The organism is Methylobacterium sp. R2-1 (genome assembly GCF_014191355.1).
GTDB lineage: Bacteria > Pseudomonadota > Alphaproteobacteria > Rhizobiales > Beijerinckiaceae > Methylobacterium.
In genome coordinates this window covers 190,449-205,272 of record NZ_JACHWM010000005.1, presented here as the reverse complement: position 1 = coordinate 205,272, position 14,824 = coordinate 190,449, and the positions used below count along the sequence as shown (strand labels likewise).

Genomic DNA, 14,824 nt, shown 5'->3' with positions numbered 1-14,824 from the left:
ACGGTTACCCGGCGGCTTCCGCGAGGCGCTTGCGTTGAACCTTGCCATTGGCGGTGCGCGGCAGCGCGTCGAGGAAACGGATGGTGCGGGGCGCCTTGTAGGCGGCCAGCCGCTCGCCGCACCACGCTATCAGCGCCTCCTCGTCAGGGTCGGCGCCGGAGCGGAGAACCACGAAGGCGGCGATGACCCGTAGATCGGCACGCACGGCCAACTCCGTCACGCCGACCTCGGCGACGTCGGGATGACCGGCCAGTACGCCTTCCACTTCGACGGGCGAAACGCGGTAGCCCATGGCATTCATCAGGTCGTCGTTGCGACCGTGGAACCAGACGTAGCCGTCGGCGTCGAGGCTCGCGAGATCGCCGCCGGCGAACCACGCGCCGTGCATCACCGCCGCCTCTTCCTCCGGCCGCTGCCAGTAGCCGAGCATCAGGCCGGGATCGGTGCGGTGGATCGCCAGCAGGCCTGACTCGCCCGTCGGCAGCGGCTCGGGCGGGCCCTCGACGGGCAGGATCGCGACGCGGCGTCCCGGTTGTTGCCGGCCGGGCGAGCCGGGCCGCACGGGGATGGTCGGACCGCTCGACACGTAAGTCGAGATCTCGCTCATGCCGAGCGCCTCGTAGAGCGGCTTCCCCGTTGCTTTCGTCCAGGCCTCGAGAAGGTCGGGCGAGAGTGCCTCACCCGCGGTCACGCCGTGGCGCAGACGCGAGAGGTCGTGCTCGGAGAGATCGGCGTATTTGAGGATCTGGCGGTAGACGCTCGGCACCGCCGCGAAGACCGTCGCGCCCTGCTCGGCGATCAGGCGGGGCCAGATCGCGCGGTCGCGCGGACCGTTGTAGAGCACCGTGGTTGCGCCGCAGGCCCAGGGGTCGGTGATGCCGACGCCCAGCGTGTAAGTCCAGTTCATGGTGCCGGCATGCAGCATGACGTCGGACTCGGTCAGCCCGAGCCAGTGCGCGTGCATGGGCCGGCGGCCCCAGATGGCGCGGTGGGCGTGGAGCACGCCTTTCGGGCGGCTCGTGGTGCCGGAGGTGTAGACGAGAGTCGCCGGGTCGTCGGCGGCGGTGTCGGCGTAGTCGGCGAGTGGCTCGCCCGCCTTCATCCCCGCGATTGTTTCGGAGTTGAGTTGGATGCAGTCCGCAGCACCGCTGGAATCCGAAAAGCCCTCACCGGTCACCATGGCGGCGACGCCGGCATTCTCTATCAGGAAGGCGGCCTCATCGACCGTCAGTTGCGGCGAGGAGGGCAGGGCGACAAGTCCGGCGGCGAGTGCACCGAAATAGACCAGCACGTAGTCGGCCTCGTTGCCCATGCGGATCATCACCCGGTCGCCGGCCTTCAGCCCGAGGCCGAGCAGCCCCGCCGCGATGCCGCGCACCGCCCGGTCGGCCTCGGCATAGGTGAGGCGACTGACCGTGCTGCCCTCACCGACCATGATCAGCGCGGTCTTGTCGCCGCGCAGCCGGGCATTCTCTGCGAGGCAGTAACGGGCCGCGTTGAAGCGGGGCGGTGGCTGGCGGTCGTCTAGGGGCGGCACGGCAGGCGTTTCCCGTGATCTTTGCGTTTGCCCCGGTGTCCGATCCCCACCCCTGAGGGTCAAGCGGGGCCGTGTTGTGACGTGCCGTGCGCGCCGCGCGGCGGCCGGATCACTCCGGAGAGTCCGGCGCTCGCACCTTCCGTCAGTTCGAGCCAGAGGAAGCGCGCGGGATCGACCGGCCCCGGAAGGGCCAGCCGGCCGGTGGGCACGGGCTGGAAGCCGAAACGGCGGTAGTAGGGTGCGTCACCGACGAGGACGACGAGGCCGTGTCCGGCGGCGCGGGCGGCATCGAGGCTCGCCTGCATCAGGCTGGTGCCGATGCCACGGTCCGAAAAGCTCGGATCGACGGTCAGCGGTCCGAGGACAAGGAGCGACCCGCCCTCAGCCTCGGCCGGGCCGATCCGTACCGAGCCGACGAGATAGGTGCCGACGAGTGCCGTCAGGCAGAGATCGGGCAGGGGCGCGGCGCCCTCGCGCAAGCGGTACGCGGTGCGGGCGAAGCGGCCAGGGCCGAAGGCGCGCGCGTGCAGCCGCTCGATTGCCGGGGCGTCGTCCGGATGTTCGGGACGGATCACGAGGGGGAGGGCGGTCACGGGTGGCGTCCGGCGGCGGGTGCGCGCCGATAGCAGTCGGCCGCGCAGCCGGCAAACAGGGCGCGCGTGTCAGGCGCCTCGGGCCGAGAAGTCGATGCGCGGATCGATCCAGGTGTAGGTGAGGTCGGACAAGAGATTCACGGCCAGGCCGAGCAGAGAGAAGATGTAGAGCGTAGCGAACACCACCGGATAGTCGCGGCCGACGATGGAGTTGAAGGACAGGAGCCCGAGACCGTCGAGGGAGAAGATCGTCTCGATCAGCAGCGAGCCGGTGAAGAAGGCGGTGATGAAGGCGCCGGGAAAGCCCGCGATCACGATCAGCATCGCGTTGCGGAAGACGTGGCCGTAGAGGACCCGCCGCTCGGTGAGGCCCTTCATGCGGGCAGTCACGACGTACTGCTTGCGGATCTCGTCCAGGAACGAGTTCTTGGTCAGCAGGGTCGAGGTGGCGAAAGCGCCGAGCACGAGCGCGGAGAGCGGCAGAACCAGGTGCCAGGCGTAGTCTACCGCTTTGCCCCAGACGCTCAGCGACTCGAAGTTCTCCGAGGTGAGGCCGCGCAAGGGGAAGATCTGCAGAAACGAGCCGCCCGCGAACAGAATCACCAAGAGGATGCCGAACAGGAAGCTCGGGATCGCGTAGCCGACGATGACGACCGCCGAGGTCCAGACGTCGAAGCGGGAGCCGTCGGCGACCGCCTTGCGGATGCCGAGCGGGATCGAGATCGCGTAGGAGATCAGTGTCATCCACAGGCCGAGCGAGATCGAGACCGGAAGCTTCTCCTTGATCAGCTCCAGCACCGAGACATCGCGGAAATAGCTGCGACCGAAATCGAAGCGGAGGTAGTCCCACAGCATCTTGCCGAAGCGCTCATAGGCGGGCTTGTCGAAGCCGAATTGCGCTTCGAGCTTCTTGATGAAGGCCGGATCGAGCCCCTGCGCGCCGCGATACTTCGAAGATTCACCGCCGCCGCGGGCCACCCCGCCTCCGAGGTCACCCTGCCCACCGGTGATCCGCGAGAGTGAGCCCTCCTGCTGCCCCTGAAGCTGGGCGAGCACTCGCTCCACCGGGCCGCCGGGGGCGAACTGGATGATGGCGAAGGTAATGAGCATGATTCCAAGGATGGTCGGAATCATCAGCGCGACGCGGCGCAGGATGTAGGCGAGCATGGATGATCCTCAGCCCCGGCCGATCCGGCGCGCCTTCTCTTCGTCGTACCACCACAGGGCCGGTACGCCGAGCCCGTAGGTCGGCAGCTTCGCCGGGCGGCCGAACATGTCCCACAGGGCGAGGCGGTACTCGGGCGAGTACCACATCGGAATCCAGTAGCGGCCGGCCCGCAGCACCCGGTCGAGGGCGCGGCAGGCCACCGTGAGGCCCGCGCGCGAATCGGCATTGGCGATGCGGTCGAGCAGGGCGTCGACCACCGGATCGCTGATGCCGGCGAGGTTGTTGGAGCCGGGGATCGCCGCCGCGCGCGAACCGTAGGCCTCGCGCAGTTCCGGCCCCGGCGTCGCGTCGCCCGAGGCGGCGCGGGAGATGATGTCGAAGTCGAAATCGCGCACCCGCGCTTGGTACTGCGCGGCATCCACCGCCCGCTGGCGCGCCTTGATGCCGATCAACCCGAGATTGCGGATGAAGGGCTGGACGATGGGCTCCCAGACGGAGTCCGAATCGAGGAACTCGAGCTCGATCGGCTTGCCGCTCGGCAGCCGGAGGCTACCGCCCTCGCGGGTGCAGCCCGCCTCCTTGAGCAAAGCCACCGCGCGGGCCAGCAGCGCCCGGTCCTGGCCCGAGCCGTCCGGAACCGGCGGCGTCCATGCCTCGCCGAAGACCTCGGCCGGCACTTGGCCGCTGAAGGGGTCGAGCAGGGCCAGCTCTTCCGCCGTGGGCTTGCCCGTCGCCATCAGGTCGGTCTTCTGGAAGAACGAGACGGTGCGCTCGTAGGAGCCGAACATCGCCGTGCGGTTGGTCCAGGGAAAGTCGAAGCAGAGGCCGATCGCCTCGCGCACGCGGGCGTCCTTGAACACTTCGCGGCGGGTGTTGAAGAACCAGCCCTGGATGGCCGCGGGCGAGGTGTCGGGCAGGGTCTCGCGCTTGACGCGGCCCTCGCGCACGGCGGGAAAATCGTAGCCCGTGGCCCAGATCCGCGAGGTAAATTCCTGGCGGTAGGTGTAGGCGCCGCCCTTGAACGCCTCGAACGCCACCTGCCGGTCGCGGAAATACTCGTAGCGGAGCTGATCGAAGTTGTTCTGCCCGACCATGACGGGCAGATCCGCGGCCCAGTAATCGGTCACGCGCTCCAGTTCGATGAAGCGGCCGATATCGATCCGCCCGATCTGATAAGGACCGGAGCCGAGCATCGGCGTGAGGGTCTGAGCCTCGAAGTCGCGCCCTTCGAAGAACTTTGCCGAGAAGATCGGAAGCCCGGCAACGATCAGCGGCAGGTCGCGGCTGCGGCCGGGGGCGAAGCGTACGACCAGGGTGTCGTTGCCCTCCGCCGTCGCCGCTTCGACGTCACGGATCACCTGCGAAATCGTTGGATGGCCCTTCTCCTTGAGGATGGTGAGGGAGAAGGCCGCGTCCTTCGCGGTCAGGGTCGAGCCGTCGTGGAAGCGCGCCTGCGGACGAAGCGTGAAGCGGTAGGTCAGGCCGTCGGGGCTGATCTCGACCGAGCGGGCGACGAGGCCGTAGAGCGCGTCCGGCTCGTCGAGCGCGCGCACCATCAGACTGTCGAAGGTGAGGTTGATGCCGGCCGCGCCGTTGCCGCGAAAGACGTAAGGGTTGAGCGTGTCGAAGGTGTCGAACGCCTGATTGCCGAAGGTCTGGACGATCTGTGTCGAGAAGCGCCCGCCGCGCGGGGCCATCGGGTTCACGTAGTCGAAGTTCGGAAAGTCGGGCCCATATTTCAGCTCACCGAAGCTCGACAGCCCGTGGGCGGGACGTGTGCCCTCGGCGCGGGGGGGCCGAGGCAGGGCGCTCGCGAGAGCCAGCGCACCCGTCCCGAGGACGACGCCCCGACGGGTCGGGCCCGCGCTCATCGCGGTGCCCCCGTCTTCGCTGCGAGAGCCTCGTCGTACCACCACGTGGTCGGGAAGCCCGAGGCGCCGTATTTCGGCAGCACCGCCGGACGGCCGAAGCGGTTCCAGCGGAGGGTGCGCGTGACGGCTGAGGACCATTGCGGCACCACGAAGTTGTGGGCCAGAAGGGCCCGGTCGAGAGCGTGCGTCGCGGCAACCAGCGTCTCACGGTCCTGAGCGAAGATCACCTTCTCGATCAGCGCATCGATACCCGCATCCTTGATCCCGGCGATGTTACGCGAGCCCGGCTTGTCTGCGGCGGCCGAGCCCCAGAACTCACGCTGCTCGTTGCCGGGCGAGAGCGATTCCGGCCAACTCGAGGTCGTGATGTCGAAGTCGAAGCTGCGCAGGCGGTTCTGGTATTGTGCCTGATCGATCACCCGGATCGAACTCTCGATGCCGATCAGCTTGAGCTGCGCGGCGTAGGGCAGGATTACCCGCTCGAACACGTTCTGAAATTCGAGAAATTCGACGGTCAGCGGCTCGCCGGTCGCCTTGGCGACCATACGACCGCCCTTCAGCTCGTAGCCGGCCTCGCGCAGGAGGCCGACCGCCTTGCGCAAGTTGGCGCGCACGGCCTCGGGCGTGTCGTTGACGGGGTTGGTGTAGGTCTCGGTGAAGACGCGCTCGGGCAGCTTGTCACGCACGCTCTCCAGGATCACCTTCTCCAAGCCATCGGGCAGGCCGGACGAGGCCAGTTCCGAGCCGTAGAAGTAGGAATCGATCCGGCTGTAGAGGCTGTAGAACAGCTGCCGGTTCATCTCCTCGAAGTTCAGGGCGAGGTTGAAGGCACGGCGCACGCGCTCGTCCTTGAACTTGTCCCGGCGCAGGTTGAACACAAAGGCCTGCATGATGCCGGTACCGCGGCCGGGGAACTCCTCCTTGATCAGGCGTCCTTCCTTCACCGCCGGGAAGTCGTCGTAGGCGGTGGCCCAGTTGCGGGCGATGTTCTCGGTGCGGAAGTCGTAGAGGTCGCCCTTCAACGCCTCCAGCAGCACCGATCCATCGCGAAAATACTCGTAGCGGACCGTGCCGAAATTGTTGCGACCGCGATTCACCGGCAGGTCCTTGCCCCAGTAATCGGCCACGCGCTCGTAGACGGCCGAGCGGCCGGCATCGATCCTGGCGAGCCGGTAGGGTCCGGACCCCAACGGAATCTCCAGCGTCGTTTCGGTGGCGTTGCGCGGCTTGCCGTTCTTGTCCGTACCGGTCCACCAGTGCTTGGGCAGTACCGGCATCTGGCCCAACACCTGCGGCAGCTCGCGGTTGCCGGCCTCGCTGAAGCGGAAGACGACCTCACGTTCGCCACCCAGCTCGGCCTTGACCACGGTGTGGTAATAGGCGGCGTAGAACGGGCTGTTGGCCTTCAGTGTGTCGAAGGACCAGATCACGTCCTCGACGGTGACCGGTTTGCCGTCGTGCCAGCGCGCATTCGGCCGCAGGCGATAGGTGACACACTGAGCGTCCTCGGCGATCCGCACGCCCTCGGCGAGGAGCCCGTAGGAGGAGAACGGCTCGTCGCCGGAATCTTCCATCAGCGTGTCGTAGATCTGGGTGATCCCGCCCTCGAGATCGCCCTTCAGGCCGTTGACGATGAAATTGAGGTTGTCGAAGCCGCCCTGGGCCCCGAGCCGCACCATGCCGCCGACCGGCGCCTTCGGGTCGGCATACTCGAAGTGCTGGAAGTCCGGGCCGTATTTCGGCTCGCCGAGCAGGGTCAGGGCGTGGCGCCAAGGACCCGAACCCACGCCGGATGCCTCCCGCGCAGAGACCTTCGAGGCCGATTCGGCGGGCTCCTGGGCCGAGGCGGAGCCCCGCAGGCCGAGGAGAACGAGCGCTCCGGCGAGGAAGCTGCGGCGAGCGATCACGGCGTTTTCCGTCACGTTGGCGCGGTCTCCCGGTCCTGTGAGAGGTCAGTCGGGCGCCGTTCTAGGACGAGCCCGGGTCCGGCGCCAACCCGCCGCGAGCGCGCAGGCGCCAGGGCCGGGCGCCAGGACATGAAAAAGGCCGGGCTTTGCAGGGCCCGGCCTTCGAGAATTCAGTTCGCCACCCCGCCTTACGGCTTAGGTGCCTCGGGATCGGCCTTGGCCGGCGGCTCAGTGGCCGGGGTGCTTTCGGAGCCGGGGGCCGCCTTGGTCGGAATATCGCCCGACGGCTTGGCCTCCGGGGCCTGGGTCGGGGCGACCTCGTTGCGCTGCGGCTGGACCTGCGGCGCCGGGACCGGACGGGTGGTGTCCTTGCCGTCACCGGACTGAGTGTCGCCCTTCGGCGCGTTGGTCTCGGGCGCCTTGTCCTTGTTGCCGGTCGCGCTCTCGACCGGCCTCTCCTCGGACTTGCCGGAGGCCTTGTCCTCGGCCTTGCCCTCCGCCGGCTTGGCGGCCTCGGCCTTCTTGTCATCCGCCGGCGCCGTCTCAGCCTTCTTCTCGGCGGCCGGCAGCGGCTTCGGGCTTTCGGAGAGGGTCCGGAGATAGGCGATGACGTTGGCGCGTTCGGTCGGCGAGCTGATGCCGGCAAACGCCATCTTGGTACCCTTCACGTAGCCCTTCGGGTTCTCGAGGAAGTGGTCGAGATCCTCGTAGGTCCAGGTGCCGCCCTTCTCCTTCAGGCCGGCGGAGTAGTCGAAGCCCTCATGGTGGGCCTTCTGGCGCTCCACGACGTCCCAAAGATCGGGGCCGACCTTGTTGGGGCCACCCTTCTCGAAGCTGTGGCAGGCTTGGCAGGCCTTGGTGCCACCCTTGCCCTTGTCGGCATCGGCGGTGGCGAGCCGCACGGCGATAGGCTCGGCCTTCGGCGCCTCGGCGGCGCCGCCGGCGCTCTTCGGCTCCGGTTCGGGCAGGGGGTAGCCGGCGCTTCCGGCGGGCTTTGGATGATAGATCAGCTCCGCCACGAAGCCCGACCCGACCGCGAACAGGAGGGCACCCAGGACAGCGCCCGCAACCTTGTTCAGCTCGAAGGAATCCATGCTCGACAGCTCCGGCGCACGGGATCAGGACCCGGCGGATGAGGGCCCGACGGGCAGACGCCGGACTTTGGAGGATTTCAAGGGTGATTAGCCGCTTGGGCCCGATCTTGACAATGGGCCAGGCACGCTGCGCGCTGTCGCACACCGTTATTCGTCACAAGCTTCGAGCGTGCGGGCCTCGCCCGTTGCAGCCCTGCCGCACCGGAGGGACGCCGGGGACGGCCATGACAAGCCGGATCGCCGCTGCTAGAGCCGCCCCTGTCCGCTAGCCCGACGCTCGTCTCACTGCCCCAGGCCATGTCCGATCCCCTGATCCTGATTCCAGCACGCCTCGCCGCGACCCGGCTTCCGTCGAAGCCGCTCGCCGACATCGCAGGCGCACCAATGATCGTGCATGTCTGGCGCCGCGCCGTGGAGGCGGGCATCGGACCTGTCGTGGTGGCCACCGATACCGACGCGATCGCCGACGCGATCGAGGCGCAGGGCGGATTGGCCGTAATGACCCGGGCCGATCACCCCTCTGGCTCCGATCGCCTCGCGGAGGCGCTGGAGATCGTCGATCCGGACGGCAACCACGATGTCGTCGTCAACCTGCAGGGCGATCTGCCGACCATCGACCCGGCGATCATCGCCGCGGCCGTGACGCCACTGGCCGACCCGCAGGTCGACATCGCCACCCTCTGCGCGGTGATCCACCGGCCCGAGGATATGGACGATCCGAACGTGGTCAAGATCATCGGCCACACGGTGGGACCGAACCGTCTGCGGGCGCTCGCCTTCACCCGCGCCCGCGCCCCCTGGGGGGAAGGGCCGCTGCTCCACCATATCGGCCTCTACGCCTATCGCCGGAAGGCGCTCGCGCGGTTCGTCGCCCTGCCGCAGGGCGAACTGGAACGGCGGGAGAAGCTGGAGCAACTGCGCGCGCTGGAGGCCGGCATGCGCATCGACGCCATGATCGTCGAGGATCTGCCGCTCGGCGTCGACACCCCCGCCGATCTGGAGCGCGCCCGCACGCTCCTCGCCGTCCGCCGCCTCAACTGAACCCGCTGAAACACCGATGACCGATCGTACCATTGCCTATCAGGGCGAGCCCGGCGCCAACTCGCACATCATCTGCTCGCAGGCCTATCCCGGCTGGACCGCGCTGCCCTGCGCCACCTTCGAGGATGCTTTCGCCGCGGTGAACGAGGGGAAGGCAGGCCTCGCGATGATCCCGATCGAGAATTCGATCGCCGGCCGGGTCGCCGACATCCACCACCTGATCCCGACCTCGCGGCTGCACATCATCGCCGAGCACTTCCTGCCGATTCACTTCCAGCTCATGGCCTTGCCGGGCGGGAGCGCGGAGCGGCTGACGAGCGTGCACAGCCATATCCACGCGCTTGGCCAGTGCCGCCGGATCATCCGTCGCCTCGGCCTCAAGGCGGTCGTGGCCGGCGACACGGCCGGCGCCGCCCGCGAGGTGGCTGAGGCGCGCGACCCCTGCCGCGCGGCGCTCGCCCCGGCCATGGCGGCCGAGGTCTACGGTCTCGACATCCTGGAGCGCGACGTCGAGGACGAGGCGCACAACACCACGCGCTTCGTGGTGTTCTCGCCCGAGCCCGCCGAGATCGAACCGGGCAACGGCCCGACGGTGACGAGCTTCATCTTCCGGGTCCGCAACATCCCGGCGGCGCTCTACAAGGCGCTCGGCGGCTTCGCCACGAACGGCGTCAACATGTCGAAGCTCGAGAGCTACATGGTCGAAGGCCAGTTCACCGCGACCCAGTTCTACGCCGAGGTCGACGGACATCCTGAGGACGACGGCCTGCGCCGGGCCCTCGAAGAGCTGCGCTACTTCTCGAAGGAGCTGCGCATCATCGGCACATACCCGGCCCATCCGTTCCGCGAGACGACGCGGCAGGCGGCGGAGTAGCGAAGGCGGACATGAAAAAGGCCGGCGCAGCGGTGCCGGCCTTTTTCGTTCTCGACGACAGCGGCGCGTTATGCCGCGTCGGCGGGCTTGTCCTTGTTGGCCTCGGGCTTCGGACCCCCCTTGGAGACGCCGACGAGGGCCGGGCGCAGAGTCCGGTCGCCGATGACGTATCCGGTCTGAACCACCTGGACCACGGTCCCGTTCGGCACCTCGGCATTCGGTACCTCGAACATGGCCTGATGCCGGTTCGGGTCGAAGCGCTGACCTTGCGGATCGACCACTTTCACGCCGTGGCGCTCCAGCGTCTTGGTCAGATCCCGCTCCGTCAGGTCGATGCCCTCGATCAGTCCCTTGAAGGCTCCTTCGGCGCCCGCCCGCGCATCGGCCGGCACGCTGTCGAGGGCGCGGCGGATGTTGTCGGCGGTGTTGAGCATGTCGCGGGCGAAGTTCGTCACCGCATAGGTGCGGGCATCGGCAACCTCGCGCTCGGTGCGGCGGCGCAGGTTCTCCATCTCGGCCAGCGTGCGCAGCAGGCGATCCTTGAACTCGTCGCGCTCCGCGATGGCGGCCGCGAGGCCTTCCGCATCCGCGCCCGCGGTGGCGGGCTGCGGCGGAACCTCCGCCTCAGCGCCGTTGTGCCGCTCCTGCTTCTCCATGTCGTCAGCCATCATCGTGCGATCGATCAGATCTCGAAGTGTTCCGGGATGGGGCTGATATCATTCGGGCAAACCGCGAAATCAAGCGAGCGCTTCGCCATCGCCTCCTACAACTCACGCGGAGGCGGCGAATCGACCAACGCGTCGAGGCCTTCGGCGCGCAGTGCGGCGACGTCGCTGGCGAACACCTCCATCACCGCGGCGCGGATCATCGCGAGTCGGTCGGGCTGCACCACGCGGGTGCCGGTCAGGTCGGTCACGTAGAACACGTCCACCGCCCGCTCGCCGAAGGTCGCCACATGCGCCGAGGTGATGTTGAGGCTCAGGCGGTTCAGCGCCGTCGTCAGCTCGTAGAGCAGGCCCGGCCGGTCGAGGCCGGTGATCTCCACCACGGTTTCGCGGCTCGACAGGGCGTTGTCGATCGACACGTCCGGCGGCACGAGGAAGGTCTTGGGCGGCTGCTTCGGGTGCTTGTCGGCGACGAGTTCGGCGATCTTGATCTCGCCCTTGAGCGCCCGCTCGATCGCCGTGGCGATGCGGCCGGCGCGGCGCAACTCGTCCTCGTCCCGTTCGAAGGCACGGGAGATGAAGATCGAATCGAGCGCGAAGCCGTCGGTCGTCGTGAAGATCTGCGCATCGACGATGTTGCCGCCCATCGTCGCACAGGCGCCGGTGATGATGGCGAGCAGGCGCGGATGGTCGGGCGAGTAGACCGTCAACTCGGTCACGCCGCGCACCGGATCGGTCTCGTAGGTCGTGGCGCTGGTACGGCCCTCCTCCATCACCGTGCGCAGGAATCGGGCGTTCTTGAAGTGGCGCGTACTGTCCACCTTGAGCCAGTAGGCTTGATTGTGACGCGCGGCGTAGGCGTCGAAGGTGTCGCTGTGCCAGTCCGAGAGTTGCTCGCGCAGTGCCATCTGGATCAACCGCACGCGGTCGGTTCGGGCGATTTCCGAGTGGCCGCCGGACAGGACAACCTCGGTCTCGTCGTAGAGGGTGCGAAGCAGCGTGCCCTTCCAGGCCGTCCACACGCCGGGTCCCACCGCCTTGATGTCGGCGACGGTGAGAATTGCGAGGAGCTTCAGGCGTTCCAGGCTCTGCACCTCGCTCGCAAACTTCTCGATGGTCTTGTGGTCGGACAGGTCGCGGCTCTGCGCCGTCATCGACATGAGCAGGTGGTGCTCGACGAGCCAGGACACCGTCTCGGTCTCCGCTTGGCTGAGCCCGAAGCGCGGCCCGAGCTTGCGGGCAATGGCGGCACCGGCGGTCGAGTGATCCTCCGGCCGCCCCTTGGCGATGTCGTGCAGCAGGATCGCGACGTAGAGGGCGCGGCGGTTGTGAATCGTGTCGATGAGGCGCGAGGCGAGCGGGTGCTCCTCGCGCACCCGGCCGGAATCGATCGCTGCCAGGACGCCGATCGAGCGCAGCAGGTGCTCGTCCACCGTGTAGTGGTGGTACATGTTGAACTGCATCATCGCGACGATGCGGCCGAATTCCGGGATGAAACGGCCGAGCACGCCGGCCTCGTTCATCGACCGCAGGATCGTCTCCGGCGCGTTCTTCGAGATGAGGATGTCGAGGAAGAGCCGGTTGGCCTCCGCATCGACGCGCACCGTGTGGGTGATGAGCCGGAGCGAGCGGTTGGCCAGCCGCGCCGCATCGGGGTGGATCGGCAGGTTATGCCGGTCGGCAAGCCAGAACAGGCGGATCAGGTTGATCGGATCCCGCTCGAAGGCGTCCTCGCCGCGGATGTTGACCCGGCCATTGTCGATCCAGAAATCTTCCGCCTCGATCGAGGTCGCGCGGAACCGATCGCGGAAGCGGCCGATCCAGCGGTCGAGCACCGGTGTACGCTTGGCGTGACGCGCTTCGAGTTCCGCACAGACGATGGCGGTGAGGTCGCCGACATCCTTGGCGATCAGGAAGTAGGCCTTCATGAAGCGCTCGACGCCCGAGAGGCCGCCGCGGGCGCCGAAGCCGAGCCGCTCGGCGATCTTGGGCTGGAGCCCGAAGGAAAGCCGCTCCTCCGCTCGGCCGGTCACGAAGTGGATGTGGCAACGCACCCGCCACAGGAACTCCTCGCAGCGCTCGAACAGCTTGTACTCGTCCGGCGTGAACAGGCCGGCATGAACCAGCTCGACTTGATCCCGCACCCGGTAGGTGTACTTGGCGATCCAGAACAGGGTGTTGAGGTCGCGCAGCCCCCCCTTGCCGTCCTTGACGTTGGGCTCGACGAGGTAGCGCGACGCGCCCGCCTTGGCGACGCGAGCGTCGCGCTCGCGGAGCTTGGCTTCCACGAACTCCGTGGCCGTGCCGATCACCAGCTCGGTATCGAAGCGGGTGACCATCTCCTCGAACAGCGCGCGCGAGCCGAACAGGAAGCGGGATTCGAGCAAAGCGGTGCGGATCGTCATGTCGGCACGGCCCTCGCGCAGACATTCCTCGACCGAGCGCGTCGCGTGGCCAACCTTCAACTTCAGGTCCCAGAGTACGTAGAGCATCGCTTCGACGACGCTCTCGGACCACGCGGTCTGCTTGTAGGGCAGCAGGAACAGGAGATCGATGTCCGAGCCCGGCGCCATCGTTCCGCGCCCGTAGCCGCCGGTGGCGACGATCGCGAGTTGCTCGCCGGTAGAGGGATTGTCGTTGGGATAGAGGCGCCAGACCACGGCATCGTAGATCGCCCGCACCACTGCGTCGGTGAGACGGCTCAGCCGTTGCGCACAGGCGATTCCGTCCCGTTCCTTCATGAGGAGACGTTCGGCCTCCCGGTGCCCGGTCTCGATCACCTTGCGCAACTCGGGTACCAGAAGCCCCCGCAACTTGGTGGGCTCACGCGCGTCCCGATCGAGGGACGCGACGATCTTTTCCAGGACGGGAACGGGGTCGAACATGGCCGTTCCGTTAGCATGTAAAGCCGGCGGCGGCACCGGCCGGTTGCACGCAACCCAGCCGTTCTGTTCGGCGAATTTTCCGTTTGACGAAACGAACGTGACTGTTTTAGCCATCGGGTGGATCCGGACATCGATCCGGGCCGACGAGGGAGACAGCCGCATGATCCGACGCCGCACCGTCCTGTCCGCATTCGCCGGATTGCTCGGCCTCCTTGCGGCGGGTTCGGACCTGCGCGCGGCAGATGTGAGCGAGATCCGTCTGGACTGGGCCACTTACAATCCGGTCAGCCTCGTCCTGAAGGAAAAGGGCTTTCTGGAGGAGGCGCTGAAGGCCCGCGGCATCAAGGTGCGCTGGGTCCAGTCGCTCGGCTCCAACAAGGCGCTGGAATTCCTCAACGGCAGCGCGATCGACTTCGGCTCCTCGGCCGGGGCCGCGGCGCTGCTGGCCCGGATCAACGGCAATCCGGTCAAGGTCGTCTACGCCTTCTCCCGACCGGAATGGACCGCCCTCGTCACCCGCAAGGACACGGGGATCGCCAAGCCTGCCGATCTCAAGGGCAAGCGTATCGCGGTCACCCGCGGCACTGATCCGCACATCTTCCTGATCCGCGCGCTCCAGAGCGCCGGGCTGACCGAGAAGGACGCCAAGCTCGTCCTGCTCCAGCACGCGGACGGCCGGACGGCGCTCGACCGTGGCGACGTCGATGCCTGGGCCGGCCTCGACCCGATGATGGCCGCCGCCGAGATCGAGAATGACGACGTTCTGTTCTACCGCGATCCGAGCGCCAACACTTGGGGCGTGCTCGATGTGCGCGAGGACTTCGCCAAGGCGCACCCCGACCTCGTGAAGGTCGTCATCGCGGCTTATGAGCAGGCTCGCGCCTACGCGCTCGCCAATCCGGAAGCCCTGAAGAACGCCCTCGTCTCGGCGACCAAACTTCCTGAGGCCGTCATCGCCAAGCAGCTCGAGCGCACGGACCTGAGCCAGCCCGCCGTCGGCCCGGCCCAGGCCGAGAGCATTCGCGCCGCCGGCCTGGCGCTGCAGCAGGCCGGCGTCATTCCGGCTTCCACCGATGTGGCGGCAGCGGTCGACGGCCTGATCGATCCGCAGTTCAACCCGGCCCCGGCCCGCTGAACGCAGCGTGGGCGCTCGGCGCCGCCCGGATGCTGTTGCGGTGAGCCGAGAGAG

The 14,824-nt window shown here is 67.7% G+C and carries 11 protein-coding genes; 3 read left to right on the top strand and 8 right to left on the bottom strand.

Features of this window, described 5'->3' with window-relative positions; genetic code table 11:
* Positions 1–4: 4 nt before the first annotated feature.
* The 6 genes from FHU13_RS09345 to FHU13_RS09320 all read right to left on the bottom strand — a co-directional run bounded on the left by FHU13_RS09345 (position 5) and on the right by FHU13_RS09320 (position 8,170).
* Positions 5–1,537: a class I adenylate-forming enzyme family protein gene (locus FHU13_RS09345; RefSeq protein ID WP_183435587.1), complete on the bottom strand. Its 1,533-nt coding sequence runs from the start codon at positions 1,535–1,537 to the stop codon at positions 5–7.
* A 59-nt stretch (positions 1,538–1,596) separates the two neighbouring features.
* Positions 1,597–2,130 carry a GNAT family N-acetyltransferase gene (locus FHU13_RS09340; RefSeq protein WP_183435586.1) on the bottom strand — a complete coding sequence of 178 codons (534 nt, stop codon included), beginning with the start codon at positions 2,128–2,130 and terminating at the stop codon, positions 1,597–1,599.
* Positions 2,131–2,199: 69 nt separating this feature from the next.
* Positions 2,200–3,297, bottom strand: a complete 1,098-nt coding sequence (locus tag FHU13_RS09335; RefSeq protein ID WP_183435585.1) for a microcin C ABC transporter permease YejB — start codon at positions 3,295–3,297, stop codon at positions 2,200–2,202.
* Positions 3,298–3,306: 9 nt separating this feature from the next.
* Positions 3,307–5,169 (bottom strand): extracellular solute-binding protein, encoded by a 1,863-nt coding sequence (locus FHU13_RS09330; protein WP_183435584.1) that lies wholly within the window; start codon positions 5,167–5,169, stop codon positions 3,307–3,309.
* A complete protein-coding gene (locus FHU13_RS09325) occupies positions 5,166–7,091 on the bottom strand; it encodes an extracellular solute-binding protein (protein WP_183435583.1) in 1,926 nt (641 codons plus the stop codon). The genes FHU13_RS09330 and FHU13_RS09325 overlap by 4 nt, the downstream gene beginning before the upstream one ends.
* A gap of 173 nt (positions 7,092–7,264) precedes the next feature.
* Positions 7,265–8,170: a c-type cytochrome gene (locus FHU13_RS09320; protein WP_183435582.1), complete on the bottom strand. Its 906-nt coding sequence runs from the start codon at positions 8,168–8,170 to the stop codon at positions 7,265–7,267.
* A gap of 297 nt (positions 8,171–8,467) precedes the next feature.
* On the opposite strand from FHU13_RS09320, the gene FHU13_RS09315 reads away from it, so the two are divergent.
* Entirely contained in the window at positions 8,468–9,211 is a 744-nt protein-coding gene (locus FHU13_RS09315) for a 3-deoxy-manno-octulosonate cytidylyltransferase (protein WP_183435581.1), read from the top strand.
* 16 nt (positions 9,212–9,227) lie between these two features.
* Positions 9,228–10,085 (top strand): prephenate dehydratase, encoded by an 858-nt coding sequence (locus tag FHU13_RS09310; protein WP_183435580.1) that lies wholly within the window; start codon positions 9,228–9,230, stop codon positions 10,083–10,085.
* Between the two features lie 68 nt (positions 10,086–10,153).
* Here FHU13_RS09310 and grpE read toward each other — a convergent pair whose 3' ends face one another.
* Both grpE and FHU13_RS09300 read right to left on the bottom strand, forming a co-directional pair.
* A complete protein-coding gene (grpE, locus tag FHU13_RS09305) occupies positions 10,154–10,756 on the bottom strand; it encodes a nucleotide exchange factor GrpE (RefSeq protein ID WP_183435579.1) in 603 nt (200 codons plus the stop codon).
* Between the two features lie 92 nt (positions 10,757–10,848).
* On the bottom strand, positions 10,849–13,635 hold the full coding sequence (locus tag FHU13_RS09300) for a [protein-PII] uridylyltransferase (RefSeq protein ID WP_183435578.1): 2,787 nt from the start codon (positions 13,633–13,635) through the stop codon (positions 10,849–10,851).
* Between the two features lie 160 nt (positions 13,636–13,795).
* Between FHU13_RS09300 and FHU13_RS09295 the strand changes: the two genes are divergently transcribed.
* The gene (locus FHU13_RS09295) at positions 13,796–14,770 is read left to right on the top strand and encodes an aliphatic sulfonate ABC transporter substrate-binding protein (protein WP_183435577.1); all 975 of its coding nucleotides are present in this window, start codon (positions 13,796–13,798) and stop codon (positions 14,768–14,770) included.
* Positions 14,771–14,824 lie beyond the last annotated feature (54 nt).